20 protein-coding genes are annotated in these 21313 nt (G+C 34.2%); 15 read left to right on the top strand and 5 right to left on the bottom strand.

The annotated features are described in order from the left end of the window. Positions 1-69: 69 nt before the first annotated feature. Positions 70-1767: an ATP-binding protein gene (locus GM3708_RS14455; RefSeq protein ID WP_066348423.1), complete on the top strand. Its 1698-nt coding sequence runs from the start codon at positions 70-72 to the stop codon at positions 1765-1767. A gap of 65 nt (positions 1768-1832) precedes the next feature. Here GM3708_RS14455 and GM3708_RS19080 read toward each other — a convergent pair whose 3' ends face one another. The 3 genes from GM3708_RS19080 to GM3708_RS14440 form a co-directional block, all read right to left on the bottom strand. Further along, entirely contained in the window at positions 1833-2138 is a 306-nt protein-coding gene (locus tag GM3708_RS19080; protein WP_066348421.1) for a DUF3862 domain-containing protein, read from the bottom strand. Between the two features lie 352 nt (positions 2139-2490). Beyond that, positions 2491-4074: an iron uptake porin gene (locus GM3708_RS14445; protein WP_082714140.1), complete on the bottom strand. Its 1584-nt coding sequence runs from the start codon at positions 4072-4074 to the stop codon at positions 2491-2493. A gap of 333 nt (positions 4075-4407) precedes the next feature. Further along, on the bottom strand, positions 4408-4842 hold the full coding sequence (locus GM3708_RS14440; RefSeq protein WP_066349499.1) for a peroxiredoxin: 435 nt from the start codon (positions 4840-4842) through the stop codon (positions 4408-4410). A gap of 64 nt (positions 4843-4906) precedes the next feature. Between GM3708_RS14440 and GM3708_RS14435 the strand changes: the two genes are divergently transcribed. From GM3708_RS14435 to psaB, 8 genes are all read left to right on the top strand, one after another. Further along, positions 4907-5611, top strand: coding sequence for a hypothetical protein (locus GM3708_RS14435; protein ID WP_066348412.1), 705 nt, complete (start codon positions 4907-4909; stop codon positions 5609-5611). Positions 5612-5758: 147 nt separating this feature from the next. Further along, a complete protein-coding gene (locus GM3708_RS14430) occupies positions 5759-6691 on the top strand; it encodes a ribonuclease Z (protein ID WP_066348409.1) in 933 nt (310 codons plus the stop codon). Between the two features lie 60 nt (positions 6692-6751). After that, positions 6752-7960: a glutathione S-transferase family protein gene (locus tag GM3708_RS14425; protein ID WP_066348406.1), complete on the top strand. Its 1209-nt coding sequence runs from the start codon at positions 6752-6754 to the stop codon at positions 7958-7960. A gap of 150 nt (positions 7961-8110) precedes the next feature. Further along, complete coding sequence (gene fabZ, locus GM3708_RS14420) at positions 8111-8590, top strand: 3-hydroxyacyl-ACP dehydratase FabZ (protein WP_066348404.1); 480 nt, start codon at positions 8111-8113, stop codon at positions 8588-8590. 41 nt (positions 8591-8631) lie between these two features. After that, positions 8632-9420 carry an acyl-ACP--UDP-N-acetylglucosamine O-acyltransferase gene (gene lpxA / locus GM3708_RS14415; protein ID WP_066348401.1) on the top strand — a complete coding sequence of 263 codons (789 nt, stop codon included), beginning with the start codon at positions 8632-8634 and terminating at the stop codon, positions 9418-9420. Between the two features lie 330 nt (positions 9421-9750). Continuing rightward, a complete protein-coding gene (locus GM3708_RS14410) occupies positions 9751-10296 on the top strand; it encodes a hypothetical protein (RefSeq protein WP_066348398.1) in 546 nt (181 codons plus the stop codon). A 270-nt stretch (positions 10297-10566) separates the two neighbouring features. Next, the gene (psaA, locus tag GM3708_RS14405) at positions 10567-12819 is read left to right on the top strand and encodes a photosystem I core protein PsaA (protein WP_066348395.1); all 2253 of its coding nucleotides are present in this window, start codon (positions 10567-10569) and stop codon (positions 12817-12819) included. A 273-nt stretch (positions 12820-13092) separates the two neighbouring features. Continuing rightward, the gene (gene psaB, locus GM3708_RS14400) at positions 13093-15306 is read left to right on the top strand and encodes a photosystem I core protein PsaB (protein WP_066348392.1); all 2214 of its coding nucleotides are present in this window, start codon (positions 13093-13095) and stop codon (positions 15304-15306) included. 289 nt (positions 15307-15595) lie between these two features. Here psaB and tsaD read toward each other — a convergent pair whose 3' ends face one another. After that, a complete protein-coding gene (gene tsaD / locus GM3708_RS14395) occupies positions 15596-16642 on the bottom strand; it encodes a tRNA (adenosine(37)-N6)-threonylcarbamoyltransferase complex transferase subunit TsaD (protein WP_066348390.1) in 1047 nt (348 codons plus the stop codon). 151 nt (positions 16643-16793) lie between these two features. Between tsaD and GM3708_RS14390 the strand changes: the two genes are divergently transcribed. The 6 genes from GM3708_RS14390 to GM3708_RS14365 all read left to right on the top strand — a co-directional run bounded on the left by GM3708_RS14390 (position 16794) and on the right by GM3708_RS14365 (position 20432). Next, positions 16794-17300, top strand: coding sequence for a Photosystem I reaction center subunit III (locus GM3708_RS14390; RefSeq protein WP_066348388.1), 507 nt, complete (start codon positions 16794-16796; stop codon positions 17298-17300). Between the two features lie 42 nt (positions 17301-17342). Next, positions 17343-17471, top strand: coding sequence for a photosystem I reaction center subunit IX (gene psaJ, locus GM3708_RS14385; protein ID WP_017296182.1), 129 nt, complete (start codon positions 17343-17345; stop codon positions 17469-17471). A 181-nt stretch (positions 17472-17652) separates the two neighbouring features. After that, positions 17653-18117 carry a nitrate reductase associated protein gene (locus GM3708_RS14380; protein WP_066348385.1) on the top strand — a complete coding sequence of 155 codons (465 nt, stop codon included), beginning with the start codon at positions 17653-17655 and terminating at the stop codon, positions 18115-18117. Between the two features lie 84 nt (positions 18118-18201). Continuing rightward, positions 18202-18663, top strand: coding sequence for a DUF2214 family protein (locus GM3708_RS14375; RefSeq protein WP_066348382.1), 462 nt, complete (start codon positions 18202-18204; stop codon positions 18661-18663). A gap of 430 nt (positions 18664-19093) precedes the next feature. Beyond that, positions 19094-19951: a carboxylating nicotinate-nucleotide diphosphorylase gene (gene nadC / locus GM3708_RS14370; protein WP_066348375.1), complete on the top strand. Its 858-nt coding sequence runs from the start codon at positions 19094-19096 to the stop codon at positions 19949-19951. 133 nt (positions 19952-20084) lie between these two features. Further along, complete coding sequence (locus tag GM3708_RS14365; RefSeq protein ID WP_066348373.1) at positions 20085-20432, top strand: hypothetical protein; 348 nt, start codon at positions 20085-20087, stop codon at positions 20430-20432. Positions 20433-20512: 80 nt separating this feature from the next. On the opposite strand, the gene tatC is transcribed toward GM3708_RS14365, so the two are convergent. Further along, complete coding sequence (tatC, locus tag GM3708_RS14360; RefSeq protein ID WP_066348371.1) at positions 20513-21277, bottom strand: twin-arginine translocase subunit TatC; 765 nt, start codon at positions 21275-21277, stop codon at positions 20513-20515. Positions 21278-21313 lie beyond the last annotated feature (36 nt).

The following is a 21313-nucleotide window of genomic DNA, read 5'->3' as shown; positions in this document are numbered from 1 at the left end:
TAAAATTTCTAATTACTTATCATTTGGATCAATACTATTCATCTCTACATATTCCTCATTATTTAAAACATGAACTCTAATAAAATACAACCATTAGGATCAGTTATTCAAGGCTCATTAAGTGGTGGTTTAGAAGTACGATTACATCCTGACATATCTGTAGAAGATATGAGAGTAGGAAAATTTTTGGTGGTAGAAGGCACTCGCTCGAAGTTTTTTTGTCTTCTCACAGATGTCTCTTTAGGCACTTCTAACCCTCGTATTTTCACTCATCCTCCTGATCATAATGATAGTTTTTGGTTAGATATATTAGCAGGAAGTGATACTTATGGAACGATCGAAATTGCTCCCATGTTAATGTTATCCTTGACAAATAAAGAAGAATATATTGGCAATTTTGACAATATTCCCAAGTTAAAAGATATTGACACAGAATTAAAACTTCTGCCAGTAAAAACAATTCCTAGTCATTTTAGTCAAGTTTATGAGTCCACAGAGCAAGATTTTCGCTCGGTTTTTGGTTGGGAAAATGATCCCCATAAATGTAATTTTTACATCGGACAACCTTTGGATATGGATGTCCCTGTATGTCTTGATTTAGGGCGTTTTGTAGAACGTAGTAATGGTATTTTCGGTAAATCTGGCACGGGAAAATCATTTTTAACACGGTTATTAATTTCCGGAGTTATTCGCAGAGAAGCCGCAGTTAATCTTATGTTTGATATGCACTCAGAATACGGTTGGGCGGCGGTAAGTGAAGGGAAGCAATTTAGTATGGTAAAAGGGTTAAAGCAACTTTTTCCTAATCGGGTGGAAATTTATACTCTTGATGGAGAATCTACTCATCGTCGAGGAGTAACAAGTGCTCATGAACTATATTTGAGCTATGATCAAATTGAGATTGAGGATTTACGCTTAATAGCCAGAGAATTAAACTTATCGGAAGCTAGTTTGGATAATGCCAATGTTTTAGCTTCAGAATACGGCAAAGATTGGATTTATAATCTTTTAAACATGACAAATGAGGAAATTCAAATATTTTGTAACGAAAAACAAGGACATCAAGGCTCAATCATGGCACTACAAAGAAAATTGAAACGTCTTGAAAGTCTTAAGTATATGCGTTCAGCTTGTCCTCATAATTATATCAAGGAAATTCTCAATTTATTGGACGGTGGTAAACACGTTGTCATTGAATTTGGTTCGCAAGGTAATATGCTTTCTTATATGCTAGTAACTAATATGATTACTCGTCGTATCCATACTGCTTATGTGAAAAAAGCCGAGAAATTTTTACAAACTCAAAAAATAACCGATCGCCCTCGACAATTAGTTATTACTATAGAAGAAGCTCATCGTTTTCTCGATTCAAAAATTGTCCATCAAACTATTTTCGGCACCATTGCAAGGGAAATGCGTAAATATTTTGTAACTTTACTTATTGTCGATCAACGTCCTTCAGGTATCGATAACGAAGTAATGTCTCAAGTCGGTACAAGAATTACCTGCCTACTCAACGACGAAAAAGATATTGACGCTATTTTTACAGGAGTTTCTGGTGCTAGTGGGCTAAGATCGGTATTAGCCAAACTAGACTCTAAACAACAAGCTTTAGTTTTAGGTCATGCAGTACCTATGCCCGTAGTCGTACGTACTCGCCCTTATGATCAAGAATTTTATAGCCAAATTGGTGATAATAATTGGCAACAAAAAAGTGATCAAGAAGTTTTTGATGCCGCAAAAGTAGCAAGATCTGATTTATTTTAACATTTAAGTTTATATAAAACGGAAAGGAAGCCAGAGGTAAAAAATCACTAACCACCAATAAAGTTCTATTTCAGTCTAAATTGAGATTTCTGCACAACATCATCATTTTGAAACATGGCATTCATATTAGAGCCATTTTTATTAACCCATTGATACATAATAGTTTTAATCCCTGCAATCTCATTTTGTGATAATTCTTCTCCTTCATGACCAATAATTTGTTTAACTTGATCATAAGTCATTCCATTTTCAATTTTTTGATATTTTTCAAAAGTTACAAACTGTTCACCCACACTAGGAATAGTTATACCAGTTTGAGGTTTAGTTGTATTAGTATCTGGGATAAGAGAGCCTATCACACCTAATCCCACTTTTACATTTTATTAATACTATACTTTCAATTAATTTATTAGTATATTCGTAATAAATTACATGATATACCAATAGTTATAGATATAGTTAAATAAAATTAATCCTTCAAGATTCTGTGATGACTCTACTATGTCTTACCATTATCAAAAATTTTATGTCGAATTCAGGTAGATAATAAGCGGAGGCACATTTAACTTGCATTTTGTCAAACTAATGAAAATACCTTAAATATTAGTTATTGCCTGTCTTTACCAGTCAACTTAGATGCGTTCTAGCTTATCAGATTTCCTTAATCAGTCATAGATAGAGTAAGTTAAATAAACTGCAACGCAACAAAGACTTTTAATATCGTTAAAAGGTAAAGGTAGTGCGCAATGCCCCAATAACCAAAGCATCATTACGACTATCATTAGCTGGATTAGTCACAACAATTACACCCGGAGTAATTTTAATATTGTCGGTGACGGCATATTCATAAAATGCTTCGATGTGAAAAGAATTATCATCTTCACGTAATCCCATACCGTTATTTTTAACAGAAAAATTCGTTTGCCATGGTTGCATACCCACGATAACACCCCCTAAATTACCCTCTTTGAATAAGTCAGGAAAGCCAAGAGTTGCCGCCCAATACCAGACATCATAACTACCACGAGATAAAGTAGCATTATTGTCATCAAAAGAATTAAGATTTCTGACGTTGGCATATCCTCCCCATCCACCTAATACAAATTTGTTAGCTAATTGCCATGACATAGTTAAAGAATAGATGTTATGGGATGTACTAATAGGACTATCTGCGACTATTTCGGCAAATCTACGATTATTTTCACCGATACCAAAGCTATTATATCCTTGTCCATAGGCAAAGGCGATACCAAACTTATCATTAGGATAATAACCGATTTGAGCGATAGTACCATAAGCACCGTTAAATAAACCATTTCCCTCTTCAGGATTATTCGCATCAGTGGCTAAATAACCTAAACTCCAGCCAAAACTACCCATTTTTCCTTCTAATGCTAAACCAGTACCTTCTCCTTGATAATAGACTAAGTTTCTTGTGCCAAAACTAGATAACGCACCGCTACCACCATCACCATCTAAAATACTTAAGGTATTGGTAAAATCATCAAATGCCCCCCCCGCCCCTTCTAACCAAACAGTAATATTATCGTTAAGAGGAAAATTATAGTTTAAAACTTCTACCGCTACATCATTATCATCAGGTTGGGCAAAAGCTAAACTAGCCTGTTGAGTATTGGCAGTCTCCGCAAAATCTGGAAAATTACCAGTGGCAAGACGAGTGTAAAGTAAATCTTTGCCTGTAAAACTGGTACTTAATTCTATTCTGGTACGATTTCCTAAAACTGGTACTTGTTCAATGGTATCTGTTCCGCCGTTTTTTTGTCCACTAAAAATACTACCTAATCCGAAAACCACCTCACCGCTTAACTTCGTAGTTGTCGAAAATTGATGATCTTCTAAAAATGCAACTCTACCTTCTAGGTTATCAACTCTTGCTCCCAAGGTAGCTAATTCGGTTTCAAATTCTGCCATTAAACGTTTTAGTTTCTCGATGTCTTCTCTGGTAACTGCTTCACTAGCGGCGATTAATCTTTCCATTTGTTGCATACAGGCATTTAAACCAGCGGCAAATTCATAGCGACTTAAGGCACGATTTCCTCTAAAGGTACGATCCGGATACCCCACAATACAACCATAACGCTCGACTAAACTTCTTAAGGCTTCAAATGCCCAATCGGTAGGAGAAACGTCTCTTAATTGTGATACTGATGTTACTTGTGCTTGATTTTTTGTTGTCTGATAACTGTCGATTTGCTCTAAAACTTCTTCTATTGGTGATGCTGCAGCAATATTTGGAAATGCGATCGCAGCTAATAATGCACTACCAATTAATAATTTAGTTTTCATTCTTTTTAAATCTCCTCACAGGATTAATGCCTTCTATAATATTTGATAATGATTCTCTTTTTCAATGCCCCTAGTGGGTATCATTATATTTATACTCTGGTAAGGTAAGTAGTAAAAAAAGATATTAACTGCTCTTTTCTTCATTGTATTTTTTTATTAGTATGATTTTGTTATTTAAGAAAATTTTAAGCAATATTGTTGACTATCTTTGAAAATTATATATTAACTCAATCTTTAATACAAAAAATATGCAATAAGTTTAGAGTCATAAAAAATCTTCTCCATAGAAGAAGAAGACTTTTCCATTATCAAAATGGGGAAATGTAGATAAATTTAAACAAGGGTAGCTAGAATATCTTGAGCATGAGTGGCAGTTTTTACCTTATCATCAACATGGGTAATAATACCTTCACCATTAATAATATAAGTAACTCGTTTAGGATAGCCACCACCATCAACATCATAACTTTGAGAAATACTTCTATTAGTGTCAGCTAATAGACTAAAAGGTAAACCATATTTTTCTTTAAATCTTGTATGGGATGCTTCATCATCGTTACTAACCCCTAAAACTACAATATCTTTACCTTTATATTCTTCATAATTATCACGAAAACCTTGAGCTTCGATGGTGCAACCCGGAGTATCATCTTTAGGGTAGAAATATAAAACTACTATTTTACCTGCAAAATCTGATAAAGAAACTGTATTACCTTGATCATCTTTAGTGGTGAATGCTGGTGCTTTAGTGCCAACGGTGAGTGTCATAAATAAATTCTCTACAATTAAATAAATTTTATTTCTCACTCTACTTTACAATACTTAATGAAAGATGAACATATTTTTACCGAAGAACTTTGAGTCTCAAAAACCGATTAAAATTTATGATTATCAAGATATGATGATTACTTTATTTTCTCCTCATATCAACCCTCATAATTTCAGTATTAATCAATTACAAGAGATGGAGGTTATTCCTTCCCATTGGCAGTTGAGTAAACCTGTGTTAAATAAATCTCAATCATTACAGTTTTGTTTTAAGTCAGGTATTATTATTATTATTAACGTTGGTAATATTTCTGTTATCGGAAAAATCAGTAATAATGCGTTTAATTTAACAAAAATAGTTAACAATTTTGTCAAAAAATTTTATCAATATAATTGGCAAAGAATACAAATTAATTTAAGACGCTTAATTTCTTTACCGGGAGATAAAACAAATGGGAAAAAATTTATTAATGAGACTTTATTACAAAGTAAAAAATGGGATATTTTAGGGATAAAACCTGTTAAAGCTCAAGTTACATTAATGTATTCTTTTCCAGATTTTCCCTTAATGATAAATATTAAAGATGTAAAAGTTAAAGATAACAATCAAAAAATTAAGTCGGCTTTATTATTTAAAGGCATTTTCAATTATAATTTAACTTCTAAGTATAATCATAAAATAAAATACCTTTATTCAATTATTAATAATAATAGTCAAAATATCGAAATCTTTAATCAAATTATTGAAGAGAATTTTTTATCGGAATAAAGTTATTATTTAACGATGAATTATTATCAGATATTATTTAATATAATTTAAATAAAAAGGAAATAATTTCTTTAATGTAATTAAAAGAGTTAAAATTAAATATAAAATCCTAGTCGATTATTTTTGAATCTATAATAATTATTGGAAGTGGAAGTAACTTTTTTAGGCACAAGTTCAGGCGTACCAACTAGATCCAGAAATGTTTCTAGTGTTGCGTTGCGGCTGACTCAGCGAGGAGAAATTTGGTTATTTGATTGCGGAGAAGGCACTCAACATCAACTATTACGTAGTGATTTAAAAACTTCTCAACTGAAAAAAATTTTTGTAACCCATATGCACGGGGATCATACCTTTGGTTTAATGGGATTATTGGCTAGTTGTGGATTAGGTGCGCATGCAGAAAATGTTGAAGTATATGGACCTCCGGGTATTGAGCCTTATTTAAAAGCTTGTATGAAATATTCTTATACTTATTTCCCTTATGGTGTCAATATTAATACTATCGAACCGGGTGTCGTGTATGAAGATCAAGATTTTATCGTTACCACTGAATTACTCAAACATCGTGTCACTGCCTTTGGTTATCGCATTACCGAGAAAGATAAAGCAGGTAAGTTTAACGTAGAAAAGGCGAAAAAAGTAGGAATTCCTTTTGGTCCTGTTTATGGGAAACTAAAAGCTGGTGAAACTGTTACCCTTGAGGATGGACGCACATTTATAGGTTCCCAATTTTGTGGAGCAACAGAAATCGGGAGGAAATTTGTTTATTGTACAGATACTGTTTTTTGTGAAAATGCCATCGAATTAGCACAAGATGCTGACGTATTAATTCATGAGGCAACCTTCGCTCATCAAGATGCAGAAATGGCTTTTGAAAAAATGCACTCAACCACGACGATGGCTGCACAAGTAGCTTTAGCGGCACAGGTTAAACAACTAATAATGACTCATTTTAGCCCTCGTTATGCTCCGGGAAATTCTTTACAAATGAGTGATTTGCTGAAAGAAGCACAATCAATTTTTCCTCAAACAGTTTTGGCTTATGATTTCTTTCGTTATGAAATTCCTCGTCGTCGATAAAATGCCTTTGTCTATTTTAAATATATTTTAAATATCATTCAAAATTATTATTTTTCTTTTATGAGCAATACTCTTCTTTCTTGGCAAGAATTAGAAAAACTAACGAATTGTGACATCGATAACGTCAATGGATTAACAAATTCTCAAGCACTTCTTCGGCTATTCAACCAACCAGAAAAAAACATCAGAGTTACCTTCTATAGAGATCATCATGCTTGGTGTCCTTATTGTCAAAAAGTATGGTCATGGTTAGAAGAAAAACAAATTCCTTACCGTGTTAAAAAAGTAACCATGTTTTGTTATGGAAACAAGGAAAGTTGGTATAAACAAAAAGTACCATCGGGAATGTTACCCGCTTTAGAATTAGATGGACAAATTATTACTGAAAGTGATGATATTTTATCAGCCTTAGAAAATACTTTCGGAGTTTTAGGATTAGGAATGCAACATCCAAAAATTATCCCCTTAAGAAAATTAGAAAGATTATTATTTCGAGCATGGTGTAGTTGGCTTTGTTATCCCACAATGTTTTCCATTCAGGAAGAAAATAATCGTAAGCAATTTATCGAAGTTGTCAAAGAGGTAGAATCAGCTTTACTAATAACCGATAGCCCTTATTTTTTAGATGATTTCAGTGTCGCTGATGTTATTTTTACTCCTTATGTTGAACGAATGAATGCTAGTCTTTATTACTATAAGGGATACTCTTTGCGGGAAGAAAATCCTTATTTTTCTAGGTGGTTTGATGCTATGGAAACTCGGTCAACTTATAGAGGTACACAAAGTGATTTTCATACTCATGCCCATGATTTACCTCCACAAATGGGTGGTTGTTACGCTAATAGGACAGACAAAACTAAAATAAATCAAAAACTTGTAGATGAAGGAGATTGGTTTAGTTTACCAGATGTTACTTATCTTGAGCCTGAAAATTCTCGTCAAGAAGCTTTATATCGAGTTTTAAAACATCGTCAAAATATTATTAAAGTTAATCCTGTGGATAACCAATTATTTGATCAAGCTTTGCGTTGTGCTTTAACTTATATGATGACGGGAGAAGTTTGCTCTCTTCCTCCTAATTCTGCCATTGGTTTACGATATTTACGAGATAGAATTAGTGTACCTCGTGATATGTCAGTTTATGCCGCAAAAAGATTACGTAGTGCTTTAGAATATATTGCTAATTTACAAAATGATTTACAACCTGAACCTTTAACCATACGTCATCGACGAGATCAAGATCCGATAAATTTTCTGGCATTGAAATAAATCCGTAAACATAATCTAAGATAGCTATCTGTAAATTAGATTTTGTCAAAAAAATTATAGATAAAAGCCATAAAACTCTTTTCTTTTTCATGGTTTGTGATATTCTAATTAAGGCTTACTGAGTTAATATTATCGATCTAGCTTTTATCCATGGAACAAATCGTAGAAAAAGAACAAGATTTAGGGCAAGATACAAAAACAACTTTCTCCGTTACAGAAATTCAAGAGTTGTTGCCTCATCGTTATCCTTTTGCTTTAGTCGATCGCATAATTGATTATATTCCTGGTAAAAAAGTCACGGGTATAAAAAATCTTACTATCAATGAACCTTTTTTTCAGGGGCATATTCCGGGTAAACCAATTATGCCGGGTGTTTTAGAATTGGAAGCGATGGCACAAGTTGGGGGAGTTATTTTAACCTTGTTACCTGGTATGAAAGGGAAATTTTTTGCCTATGCTGGTGTAGATAAAGCTCGTTTTCGTCGTCCTGTAGTACCAGGTGATCAATTAATTATGACAGTAGAATTAATTTCCTTTAAACGTAATCGTATTGCTAAAATGCAAGGTCAAGGATTTGTAGATGATCAATTAGCCGTGGAAGCTGAAATGTTATTTTCTCTTTTAGATTAATTTTTAATACCTTAAATATACAGTTATTTTTTTTACGAATCGTGATACATCCTACTGCCATTATAAATCCCAAAGCTGAATTAGATCCATCTGTGGAAATCGCTCCTAATGTTGTGATTGGTGCTGACGTTAAAATTGGTGCTAATACTATTATCGGGGCAAATGTAGTTATTGATGGTTCTATCGAAATCGGCTGTAATAATCAAATTTTTCCCGGTGCTGCTTTAGGTTTACCACCTCAAGATCTAAAATATAAAGGCGGTAAAAGTAGAGTAAAAATTGGTAATGGTAATACTATTCGAGAATATGTAACCATCAATCGTGCGACAGAAGAAGGAGAAGAAACCATCGTTGGTAATGATAATTTGCTCATGGCTTACGTTCATGTTGCTCATAATTGTGTTTTAGGCGATCGCATCGTTATTGCTAATTCCGTAGCTTTAGCGGGTCACGTGGAGGTAGAGTCCAAAGCTGTTATTGGGGGTATGCTAGGTATTCATCAATTTGTTAAAGTCGGTAAAATGGCTATGTTAGGTGGAATGAGTCGTATAGATCGAGATGTACCACCTTATATGTTAGTAGAAGGCAATCCTTCCCATGTGCGATCGCTTAACCTTGTCGCTTTAAAACGAAATAATTTTGACAGTGAACAAATAGCTATTATGAAAAAAGCCTATAAAATTCTCTATAAATCAGGATTAACAATTAGTCGAGCATTAAAAGAATTAGAGCCTTTATGTGAGAATGAACATATTAAACATTTGAGCCAATTTATGGAATCTTCTATGAATAATAAAAATAGACGAGGATTAATAAATGGAAATCAATAAAGTGGGTAATCGTTAATAGTTAATACGTGAGTTCGATATAGAAATAGATAATGACTGACTGGGAAGACAGACAGACAAAGAGATTGTATTTTTTATAAATGAATAAAATTCTCTCAAAAATAAATCAAATATTGGGAATTTTTCAACCTGTCCACTTGTCTACTTGTCTTATTTTCATCATTTTTTTATGTCAAACTCAGGTTAATTTATATACTTGTTAAATATATCTTTTTTGTTAAAAGAGTAAGATGGAGAAGATAAGAAAGTTATCTTGTTTTATCTGATTTTGAAATAAAAATCTTTTTTCAATCATCCATATTTGTTAATTCTATGAATATAAATTGGCAAAAACTAGCAGAGATAAAAGAGCTCAAACCCTATTTTGATAACAATTTTGAGGGTTTTAAAACTAAAATTGAGAATTATCTTCCCCTTTGGCAAAACATTCCCTCCGACGATTTAGATAAATTAGCCTTAATTAGAGCCTTGGAAGTAACTAATGGTCGTACTCAATGGGCTTATCGAAGACAAGATAAAGATTGTTTATCCTTAGAGCAAACTCAAAAATGTATGAAGCTATCTATGTCTTCCATTAAAAATAAAGAAATTAGATTAAATAATGGAGATGTTATTAAATACACTGGTATATTAGCAGACTTGATGGATGAAAGTAGGGGTTTATATATAGATGCTTTTAAAAATAATATTTTAGGAAAAGACGAAGAATTTTATGCCCTTTCCACTGCTCAATTCTTAGTCCATGGAAAAGAAAGAATGAATAAATGTTTTCAAATTCTTCGAGATAATTATTTAGATTTATTTACAGAGTTTTTTATTAATAAAGGCGAAAAATACATTCAACCTTACTTAATCTGACTATTTTAAACAAAAACTTATGAGAACACAACATTTACTAATATTCAGTTTTCTCTATTTAATCTATAGAGTAAAAATTTGAATTTTTATATAAAGAAAAGTAACAAAATCTTGACTTAAATGAGAAAATATTAAAATTAAAAATCTTGTATGAGGGAATATTAAGCAAATTTTAAATATTGTTAAGCAATTCCCACAACCGTGACAAAATACCATTATCATCTTGGTTAATGTAGTAGTTTAAGTATTTTGTCGAGAGAGGAGTACCTCATGACAGTAAGCCCTCAAAAAGAGGCGAAAGCTAAAGTTATTGTAGATAAAGATCCAGTTCCTACCTCCTTTGAAAAATGGGGTAAACCCGGACATTTTGATCGCACTTTAGCTAGAGGTCCTAAAACCACAACATGGATTTGGAACCTTCACGCCGATGCCCACGATTTCGATAGTCAAACCAGTGATTTAGAAGATATTTCTCGTAAAATCTTCAGCGCTCACTTCGGTCATTTAGCAGTAGTATTCGTTTGGTTAAGTGGAATGTACTTCCACGGAGCTAAGTTTTCCAACTACTCCGCCTGGTTAGCAGATCCCCTTAACGTTAAGCCTAGTGCTCAACAAGTCTGGTCTGTTGTAGGTCAAGACATTCTCAACGCCGATGTAGGCGGTGGTTTTCACGGTATTCAAATCACATCTGGTTTATTCCAATTATGGAGAGCCTCTGGTATCACCAATGAGTATCAGCTTTATGTAACCGCTATTGGTGGTTTAGTTATGGCTGGTTTAATGCTCTTTGCTGGTTGGTTTCATTACCATAAAGCCGCTCCTAAGTTGGAATGGTTTCAGAATGTAGAATCAATGATGAATCACCACTTAGCTGGTTTATTGGGATTAGGTTCATTAGGATGGGCTGGACACCAAATTCACGTATCTTTACCAATTAACAAATTGTTAGATGCCGGTGTTGCTCCACAGGATATTCCTTTACCTCATGAATTTATTCTCGATCCTAGCAAAATGGCTGAATTATATCCCAGCTTTGCTCAAGGTTTAACACCATTTTTTACCTTAAATTGGGGAGTTTATTCTGACTTCTTAACCTTTAAAGGTGGTTTAAATCCTGTTACTGGTGGTCTTTGGTTGTCTGATACTGCTCACCATCACTTGGCGATCGCTGTATTATTCATCATTGCAGGTCATATGTACCGCACCAACTGGGGAATCGGTCATAGCATGAAAGAAATATTAGAAGGCCACAAAGGACCATTCACTGGTGAAGGTCATAAAGGACTCTATGAAATCTTAACCACATCATGGCACGCACAATTAGCCATTAACCTCGCTTTATTAGGTTCTTTGACTATCATTGTTGCTCAACATATGTACGCTATGCCTCCTTATCCCTACCTCGCCACCGACTATGGTACTCAGTTATCACTGTTTACTCACCACATGTGGATCGGTGCATTCTTTATCGTAGGTGCAGGTGCTCACGCTTCTATTTTCATGGTTCGTGACTATGATCCTGCTAAGAACGTTAATAACTTGTTAGACAGAGTACTCCGTCATCGTGATGCGATTATTTCTCACCTCAACTGGGTATGTATATGGTTAGGCTTCCATAGCTTTGGTTTGTACATTCACAATGACACCATGAGAGCTTTAGGTCGTCCTCAAGATTTATTTTCTGATTCTGCAATTCAGTTACAACCTGTCTTTGCTCAATGGATACAAGGTCTTCACACTGCGGCGGCTGGTGCAACTGCTCCTTTTGCTGGTGCAACTGCTAGTTATGCTTTCGGTGGTGACATTGTAGCTGTAGGTGGCAAGGTAGCAATGATGCCTATTACATTAGGTACTGCAGATTTCATGGTTCACCATATCCATGCGTTTACCATTCACGTTACCGTTTTAATCCTCCTTAAAGGTGTACTCTATGCTCGTAGCTCCAGACTTATCCCTGATAAAGCTGAGTTAGGCTTCCGTTTCCCTTGTGATGGACCTGGTCGTGGTGGCACTTGTCAAGTATCTGGATGGGATCATGTCTTCTTAGGATTATTCTGGATGTACAACTCCATCTCTGTGGTAATATTCCACTTCAGTTGGAAAATGCAATCTGATGTTTGGGGAACTGTTTTACCTGATGGTAGTGTTTCTCACATCACTGGTGGTAATTTCGCTCAAAGTGCTATTACTATCAACGGCTGGTTAAGAGATTTCTTATGGGCACAAGCGGCTAATGTAATTAACTCTTACGGTTCAGCTTTATCTGCCTATGGCATCATGTTCTTAGCAGGTCACTTCATCTTCGCTTTTAGCTTAATGTTCCTTTTCAGCGGACGTGGCTACTGGCAAGAGTTAATTGAATCCATTGTTTGGGCTCATAATAAACTCAAATTAGCTCCCGCTATCCAACCCCGTGCTTTGAGCATTATTCAAGGTCGTGCGGTAGGTGTAGCTCACTATCTCTTAGGAGGTATTGTGACTACATGGGCATTCTTCCTCTGTCGTATTCTATCGGTAGGTTAAGAATGTAAACTTTCACTAACAAGTGAGAGTAAACTCGGCAAAATAAGTTATAAAATAACCAGTAAAGCCGTTTTAACAGCGAAGAGTTAATAGATAAAAGTCAATAGTTTATCTAAAAACTTAACTATTAACTACTTAAAAAACAACTTTAAAAAAACTTGCCTAGAGAATTTTGAATATTAAACTATCTGGGCAAGAGCAAAAAACAAAATAGAGCAGCGTATTTCAATCGTTGACCCTCATTGTGTAACAGGAGAATTCCTTTAAAAAGCTATGGCAACTAAATTTCCCAAATTTAGCCAAGATTTAGCCCAAGATCCAACTACAAGACGGATATGGTACGGAATTGCTACCGCTCATGACTTTGAAACTCATGACGGTATGACCGAAGAGAATCTCTACCAAAAGATTTTTGCTTCTCATTTCGGTCATTTGGCAATCATTTTCTTATGGACTTCCGGAACTGTATTTCACGTAGCTTGGCAAGGCAATTTTGAGCAGTGGATCAAAGATCCTTTAAACGTCCGTCCCATCGCCCATGCGATCTGGGATCCTCATTTCGGTCAAGGCGCTATTGATGCTTTTACCCAAGCTGGTGCTTCTAGTCCTGTAAACGTTGCTTATTCAGGTGTTTACCATTGGTTTTATACCATTGGGATGACCAACAATCAAGATTTATATCAAGGTGCAGTTTTTCTTTTAATTCTGTCTGCTATATTCTTGTTTGCTGGTTGGTTACACTTACAACCTAAGTTCCGTCCTAGCCTTTCTTGGTTTAAGAATGCTGAATCTCGTTTAAATCACCATTTAGCTGGTTTATTCGGTGTTAGTTCTTTAGCATGGGCTGGTCACTTAGTACACGTTGCTATTCCTGAATCTCGTGGTGTACACGTTGGTTGGGATAACTTCTTAAGTGTTAAACCTCACCCCGCAGGACTAGCTCCTTTCTTTACTGGTAACTGGGGCGTTTATGCTCAAAACCCTGATACAGCTAGTCAAGTCTTCGGTACTTCTGATGGTGCAGGAACTGCAATCTTAACCTTTTTAGGTGGTTTCCATCCTCAAACCGAATCCCTTTGGTTGACTGACATTGCTCATCACCATTTAGCTATTGCTGTCATCTTCATTATTGCTGGTCATATGTACCGCACTAACTGGGGTATTGGTCACAGTATTAAGGACATCTTAGCTGCCCACAAACCACCTTCTGGTAAATTGGGAGCGGGACACAGAGGACTTTATGACACCATTAATAACTCTTTACACTTCCAGTTAGGTTTAGCCCTAGCTTGTTTAGGAGTTGTTACTTCTTTGGTGGCTCAACATATGTACTCGATGCCTTCTTACGCTTTCATCGCAAAGGATTATACTACCCAAGCGGCTCTTTACACTCATCACCAATACATTGCTGGTTTCTTGATGGTAGGTGCTTTTGCTCACGGTGCTATTTTCTTCGTGCGTGATTATGATCCTGAAGCCAACAAAGATAACGTTTTAGCTCGGATGTTAGAGCACAAAGAGGCGATTATTTCTCACTTAAGTTGGGTATCTCTTTTCTTAGGTTTCCACACTTTAGGACTTTATGTTCATAATGATGTTGTGGTTGCTTTTGGTACTCCTGAGAAACAAATATTAATTGAACCTGTGTTTGCTCAATGGATTCAAGCGGCTCACGGTAAAGCTCTCTACGGTTTTGATACTTTGTTATCTAATCCTGATAGTGTTGCGGCTACTGCTTATCCTAACTATGCCAATGTTTGGTTGCCCGGTTGGTTAGACGCAATTAATAGCGGAGCTAACTCCTTATTCCTCACGATTGGACCTGGTGATTTCTTAGTTCACCATGCAATTGCATTAGGATTACACACCACTACCTTAATTCTCGTTAAGGGTGCTTTAGATGCTCGTGGTTCTAAATTAATGCCCGACAAAAAAGACTTTGGTTTCTCCTTCCCTTGTGATGGTCCTGGTCGTGGTGGTACTTGTGACATCTCTGCATGGGATTCCTTCTACTTAGCGATGTTCTGGATGCTCAATACTTTAGGTTGGTTAACCTTCTACTGGCATTGGAAACACCTCGGTATCTGGCAAGGTAACGTTGCTCAGTTTAATGAAAACTCTACCTATCTAATGGGTTGGTTCAGAGATTACTTATGGGCAAACTCTGCTCAGTTAATTAATGGTTATAATCCTTACGGTGTAAATAACCTCTCCGTCTGGGCTTGGATGTTCTTATTCGGACACCTTGTTTGGGCAACTGGTTTCATGTTCTTAATTTCTTGGCGTGGATACTGGCAAGAATTAATTGAAACTATTGTTTGGGCTCACGAGCGTACTCCTCTAGCTAACATTGTTCGCTGGAAAGATAAACCCGTTGCTCTTTCGATCGTTCAAGCTCGTTTGGTTGGTTTAGCTCACTTCACTGTTGGTTATATCCTTACCTACGCAGCCTTCTTAATTGCTTCTACTGCTGGGAAGTTTGGTTAAAAACGACTCAAGTTTTAGTAATTAAAAATTAACCCCTCTGCCTTTTGGGTGGGGGGGTTTTTTTGTAAGTAAGTAGAGTTTGTTGAATAAATTAGAAAGTTATGAAAATTAACCTTAGTTCAGATGAATTCGATATGAATTTGTCGATAAAGATGAAACTAATTGACTTAAACATTATTTATCAAATTTATTTTTAAGTGAGTAAAATGAGTATGTCAGCAGTCTTAAATCTTTATTTTTGCTGATTGATACTGATACCTTAGTGCCAGATAGTTACTCCAAATAAATTTTATTGATAAAGTTTGCTTACGTTTTCAATATTCATCCTCGAAGCCACTCCTAATGATAAAGAGGATCGTAAATTATGGTTAAAATGATCACAAGCAGCACAAGCAATCATAGCGGCATTATCTGTGCAAAGTTTGAGAGGCGGAAAAAATACTTGTAATTTATGTTTATCTGCTTCCTGTTGTAAATGTTGTCTTAAACCACTATTAGCGGCTACACCACCACCAACGGCAATTTTAGTTAAATTTAAGTCTAAACAAGCACAAATAGCTCTTTTTGTCAAAGCTTTTGCTACGGTAAATTGAAAACTAGCACATAAATCCTCAATAGGTAAATTACCTCTTTTTTCCTCTTTCAATTTTGTTATTAATCTTAACATCGCAGTTTTTAAACCGCTAAAACTAGAATCATAAGGATGAAAACCTTGATTATGAGGTAAAGATACTCTCCCTTCAGGCAATTTAAACGCCTCTGGATTACCTTGTTTTGCTAGTTTATCAATTATAGGACCTCCGGGATAAGGTAAACCTAATAACCGAGCTACTTTATCAAAAGCTTCTCCCGCCGCATCATCACGAGTTGAACCAATATTTTCATATATTCCACTGGCTTTGACATGAATCAAGCTAGTATGTCCACCAGATACTAATAGACAAAGAAAAGGTGGTTCTAAATCAGGCTCATTAAGATAACTAGCATATATATGACCTTCTAGATGATGAATACCTAAAAATGGCTTATGATGCACCATAGCGAGAGTTTTTGCGGCCGTCATTCCGACAATTAATGATCCGACTAATCCGGGTGTCACGGTGGCGGCGATCGCATCAATATCATTCCATGAAAGTTGAGATTCTTCTAATGCTTTATCAATACAAGGATTAACTATTTCTAAATGCTTACGAGAAGCTAATTCAGGTACGACACCACCATATTGTTCATGTAACTTAATTTGTGACGCAATTACATTCGATAAAATATTACGATTTTTTACAATTGCGACGCTAGTTTCATCACAACTGCTTTCTACTGCTAAAATAACACTCATTATTTAAGTAATTTGTTAAGAATAATAAATTTTCTTCTTATTACTTTACTCCATTTACTAATCACAGTAAGATTGCATTTGAAGCCATTTTTTAGCTTCATTTTTTGTAACAAAAACTTATTGTTTCGACAGAAATAAGGAAACAATTTCTATGGGAAAAATATTCAGTTTAGTATTAGCATTCGCTCTTTCATTGACATTGTGGGCAAATTTTGCTCCTACTGCACAAGCAGACTTATCTCACTTAACACCTTGTAGTGAATCTGCTGCTTTTCAAGCTAAAGCTAAGAGCTTCCGTAATACTACGGATGATCCTCAATCTGGTCAAAAACGTGCTGCAAGTTATGGACAAGCACTTTGTGGCCCTGAAGGTTATCCTCATTTAGTAGTAGATGGTAGATTGAGTCATGCGGGTGATTTCATTATTCCTGGGGTGTTATTTCTTTATATCGCTGGTTGGATTGGCTGGGTAGGTCGTTCTTATCTTATCGCCATCAGAGAAGAAAAAGATACCGAAATGCGTGAAATCATTATTGATGTTCCTTTAGCCTTCAGCAAAATGTTATTTGGATTCTTGTGGCCCTTACAAGCATTACAAGAGTTTACATCAGGTCAATTAACAGTTAAAGATTCGGAAATTACCGTTTCTCCTCGTTAATTTTTGTTGTTCATTTTTAACTAATTATTAGGAGAAATTTTGATGAAAGATTTAACAACTTTTTTATCTACCGCCCCTGTTTTAATCACTGCTTTATTAGTTTTTACAGCAGGTTTATTAATCGAATTTAATCGTTTTTATCCTGATCTTTTATTCCATCCTATGGGCTAAAATTTATCAATAATAGATTAATATAATATAAAGGTACGAATTGCTTTTTAATTTTAAGCGATCGTACCTTTTTAAGTAATACTTAATAAGTATTTAGCAGTAAATCTTCAGTTTTTATTCTTTAATATTTATTATCTTTTGTATTCTTAAATTCCTAATTCCTCGTTCCTCATTCTTAATAATGGCTAATTTCTTTGAATTTGAAACAGATTTTGTAGATTCTTTACGTTGTATTCCTATGATTGTCAGGTTTAAACTTGATACCTGTGGCGTAAAATTAAAACTTCATCATTGGCATAATTTTAATCAAATTGAAAGAGAATCTTTAGTTCATAAACCTTGTTTAACTCCTCAAGAAATAGAAGAATATAAGCAATATACTCAAAATTTAGTATATTTAAACACAGGAGAATATGCAAAACAATTAGATATTGATTCTCATCCTGAATGGTTAAATTTAGATAATATACCAATAGATTTAGAAAAAAAAGCAAAAGAATTTAATTTAATAATCACTTTATCTCAATGGCAAAATTTGACTAATTTACAAAGATTTGTTTTAATAAAATTAAGTCGCCCTAGTCATGAAAATAAAAATTTTTTACCAGCTTTAAAAGAATTTAATATCTATAGCAATCACGAATGATTGAGATTTATTACAATTTTTTCTTTTCTCTTAAATCTTATTTCTCTCTAATTGTTTTACCTTCAAAATAGGAGTATATTTATTATGTGGGCTAGTGCTATTACGGCTTATTTTCATTATGTAAGCATCGGGATTATTTTTGCCGCATTGGCAACAGAATTTTTCACCCTCAAAGAAGAATTAAATTTAAAAGAAGCATGGCGTATTTTATGGGCTGATAGTGCGTATGGGATAGCTGCAATTATTGTTTTAGCCACAGGAATATTAAGAGTTTTATACTTTGCCAAAGACACCGCTTATTATTTGAATAACCCTATTTTTTGGGTTAAAATCACAGTGTATTTGATAGTGGGGATAGTATCTCTTTATCCTACTATTTCTTTTTTAAAATGGATTAAATCTTTGATGGAAAAAAAAGTTCCAGAAATCACTATTAATAAATATAAAAGACTCAAAGGTGTAATTATTTTTGAGTTAATTGGATTTAGTATTATTCCTTTATTTGCCTCCATGATGGCTAGAGGAATTAGCATAAAATTACTTTAATTGATTCCAAATTTATTTTAGATTATTTTTTATTGTTCAAAAAGATAATTATTAAAAAACAAAATAACTATATAATTTATAAAAGACAATCTCAAATTTTTATAAAAAAAGATTCTATCAAAGTTAAATACTTAGATTAATTATTGATGAGGATATAGATAAAAACATTTAAACATTTAGTTAATATTTTGAGATGATAAAATCAATAAACTAAGACGCATTTAACTTACATTAATCAAATTGCCTTTATTGTTGAATTTTTTACTCCAATTTATTATTAGCGGTTGCAAAAGTAGGCACTCTTGTAATGGGCAATATAAAAAAATTCAATTTTCGATACCTTTTCTATCAATGTAATATTTCCAAGCCTTTGATTATAATAGTCTTCTTCTTCCTATCGGCAAACCTTTACTATGAACTAACTATAATGATGAACTATTCTTTACCTTCTCCTTTAATTTTAGACTCTCTTTTGCGTGATTGGTTATTAGAAGATATTGGTAGAGGAGATAAAACTACAGACTGTATTTTTACAGAAGAATCTACCAAAAGTAAAGCATATTGGATTATTAAAGAAGAAGGTGTTATGGCAGGATTACCCATCGCTGAGAAAGTATTTAAGTTATTAGATAGTGAAATAAAATGGCAAAATTTAGCTTTAGAAGGAGAAAAAAAACCTTTAGGAACAAAAATAGTCGAAATTGAAGGAAAAATGTCAGCTTTACTCACAGGAGAAAGAGTAGCGTTAAATATTGTTATGCACTTAAGTGGTATTGCCACTATGACAAGAAAATATGTGGAAGCCATCAAAGACTACTCTGCCAAATTAGTAGATACTCGCAAAACAACTCCAGGATTAAGAATTTTAGAAAAATATGCCTCTCAGGTTGGTGGTGCAATTAATCATCGTATGGGTTTAGATGATGCCATCATGATTAAAGATAATCATATTCAAGGTGCAGGAAGTATTGCTAATGCTATTACTTTGATAAAAAAAACAATGCCTTATCCTTTAACCATTGAAGTAGAAACTAATAATTTAGATCAAGTCAAAGAAGCGATCGCTCATCAAGCTGATATTATTATGTTGGACAACATGACAGTAATAAAAATGACGGAGGCGGTAAAATTAATCCGAGAAAAAAATCCCCTCATTAAAATTGAAGCCTCTGGTAACGTTACTTTAAGTAATATCAAAGATATAGCAACTACTGGCGTTGATTATATTTCAACAAGTGCTACTATTACTCGATCACCTTGGTTAGATATTAGTATGAGATTTCATTGATATTAAATTTTAAATATCAAAAATAAATCATGAAAATTCCCTGTGGATAAGATTTTTAGAAATGTAACAATCTGTTATAATTTTGAAGAATTAAAATAACAAAAATTAACAAAATTATCAGGAGAAATAATTAATGGCAGGTTTATTTGGTTTATTTGGGAAAAATAATAATAAAGTAGAAGACGCTTATTTTTTAGAGCCTGATGATGCTAAGACTTTTGGGGATATTGATTATATGCGTACACCCAAAACTACGAGAAGAACTTTTCCGAAAACGATTAACAATCGTGAGGGAGGAGAATTAATTCAAGAAGTTTCTTCTGAAAAAGCAGCGAAGAAAAATCCCAATGAGGCGATAAAACCTAAATCAGCATCTAATAATTCTAGTGAGGCTAATTCTTCTTTTACACCTCAGCAAAATCGCAATACGGACACCAGCATGGATATGTTCCGTAGTATGGCGAAAAAAATCAAAAAATAGGCAATGATTGGTTAACGCCAAAAGTCTTAGGTGAAAATGGGGAATGGGTAATAGGCACTTTTGCAATGGTAAAAAATTGTTTACTTTCCTATTAATTTTACCGCCCCGACACCGCCAAAATATAATGTTATAACTGCACCACCGAGAAGAGATTGAGTAAGTGGGTCGGTTGAAGGTGTTAATACTGCACCTAAAATCATTGCACCTAAAATTACAATACGCCAACCAGAAAGCATTTGCTCAGAAGAAACAAGATTTAATGTGCCAAGCAATAATTGAATCACGGGGATTTGAAAAGCTAAACCAGTGGAAAACATTAATAATAATACGAATTTAAAATATTTATCTATTGACCACATTTGTTCTACAACATCTGCTCCATAATTGATGAAAAAGTTTAACGCCGCAGGAATCAATAAATAATAGGCAAAAGCTAAACCAGCAAAAAAAAGAATACTTGAACCAAATACTACAGGTGCAAGAGTACGTCTTTCTTTACGAGTTAATCCAGGTAAAACAAATTGAACAATCTGATATAAAATTACAGGAGCTGAAAGTAAAATCCCTGTATAACCTGCCACTTGAATTGAGACGAAAAAAAATTCCCCAGGTGCTAATTGTAAAAACTTCACATCTCCTGCAGGAATTTCTAACCATGCGACAATTTTTTTGACAAAGAAAAAACAAGATATTGCACCTATCGCCATAGCAATTAAACTGACGAAAATACGCTGACGTAATTCTTCCAGATGATCAAAAAAAGACATCTCCCCTTGATTGGGTATCTCATCCCAATATTCTTCGTTTTCTTCTTGAGGTTTTGTTTTTAATTCCTGAGTCGTCATTTTGAATAAAATAATAATTCACATACCACAAATTTT

The sequence above is a fragment of the Geminocystis sp. NIES-3708 genome (assembly GCF_001548095.1).
GTDB lineage: Bacteria > Cyanobacteriota > Cyanobacteriia > Cyanobacteriales > Cyanobacteriaceae > Geminocystis.
The sequence above is the reverse complement of the archived record's forward strand: the minus strand, read 5'-3'. Positions and strand labels throughout refer to the sequence as shown.

Excerpts from the sequence above, each read along its gene's own strand:
- psaB (WP_066348392.1), top strand. The coding sequence starts at position 13,093 with ATGGCAACTAAATTTCCCAAATTTAGCCAAGATTTAGCCCAAGATCCA.
- GM3708_RS14390 (WP_066348388.1), top strand. The coding sequence starts at position 16,794 with ATGGGAAAAATATTCAGTTTAGTATTAGCATTCGCTCTTTCATTGACA.
- psaA (WP_066348395.1), top strand. The coding sequence starts at position 10,567 with ATGACAGTAAGCCCTCAAAAAGAGGCGAAAGCTAAAGTTATTGTAGAT.
- GM3708_RS14435 (WP_066348412.1), top strand. The coding sequence starts at position 4,907 with ATGAACATATTTTTACCGAAGAACTTTGAGTCTCAAAAACCGATTAAA.
- tatC (WP_066348371.1), bottom strand. The coding sequence starts at position 21,277 with ATGACGACTCAGGAATTAAAAACAAAACCTCAAGAAGAAAACGAAGAA.
- GM3708_RS14375 (WP_066348382.1), top strand. The coding sequence starts at position 18,202 with ATGTGGGCTAGTGCTATTACGGCTTATTTTCATTATGTAAGCATCGGG.
- GM3708_RS14365 (WP_066348373.1), top strand. The coding sequence starts at position 20,085 with ATGGCAGGTTTATTTGGTTTATTTGGGAAAAATAATAATAAAGTAGAA.
- fabZ (WP_066348404.1), top strand. The coding sequence starts at position 8,111 with ATGGAACAAATCGTAGAAAAAGAACAAGATTTAGGGCAAGATACAAAA.
- GM3708_RS14410 (WP_066348398.1), top strand. The coding sequence starts at position 9,751 with ATGAATATAAATTGGCAAAAACTAGCAGAGATAAAAGAGCTCAAACCC.
- tsaD (WP_066348390.1), bottom strand. The coding sequence starts at position 16,642 with ATGAGTGTTATTTTAGCAGTAGAAAGCAGTTGTGATGAAACTAGCGTC.
- GM3708_RS14440 (WP_066349499.1), bottom strand. The coding sequence starts at position 4,842 with ATGACACTCACCGTTGGCACTAAAGCACCAGCATTCACCACTAAAGAT.
- nadC (WP_066348375.1), top strand. The coding sequence starts at position 19,094 with ATGAACTATTCTTTACCTTCTCCTTTAATTTTAGACTCTCTTTTGCGT.
- psaJ (WP_017296182.1), top strand. The coding sequence starts at position 17,343 with ATGAAAGATTTAACAACTTTTTTATCTACCGCCCCTGTTTTAATCACT.
- GM3708_RS14455 (WP_066348423.1), top strand. The coding sequence starts at position 70 with ATGAACTCTAATAAAATACAACCATTAGGATCAGTTATTCAAGGCTCA.
- GM3708_RS14445 (WP_082714140.1), bottom strand. The coding sequence starts at position 4,074 with ATGAAAACTAAATTATTAATTGGTAGTGCATTATTAGCTGCGATCGCA.
- GM3708_RS14425 (WP_066348406.1), top strand. The coding sequence starts at position 6,752 with ATGAGCAATACTCTTCTTTCTTGGCAAGAATTAGAAAAACTAACGAAT.
- GM3708_RS14380 (WP_066348385.1), top strand. The coding sequence starts at position 17,653 with ATGGCTAATTTCTTTGAATTTGAAACAGATTTTGTAGATTCTTTACGT.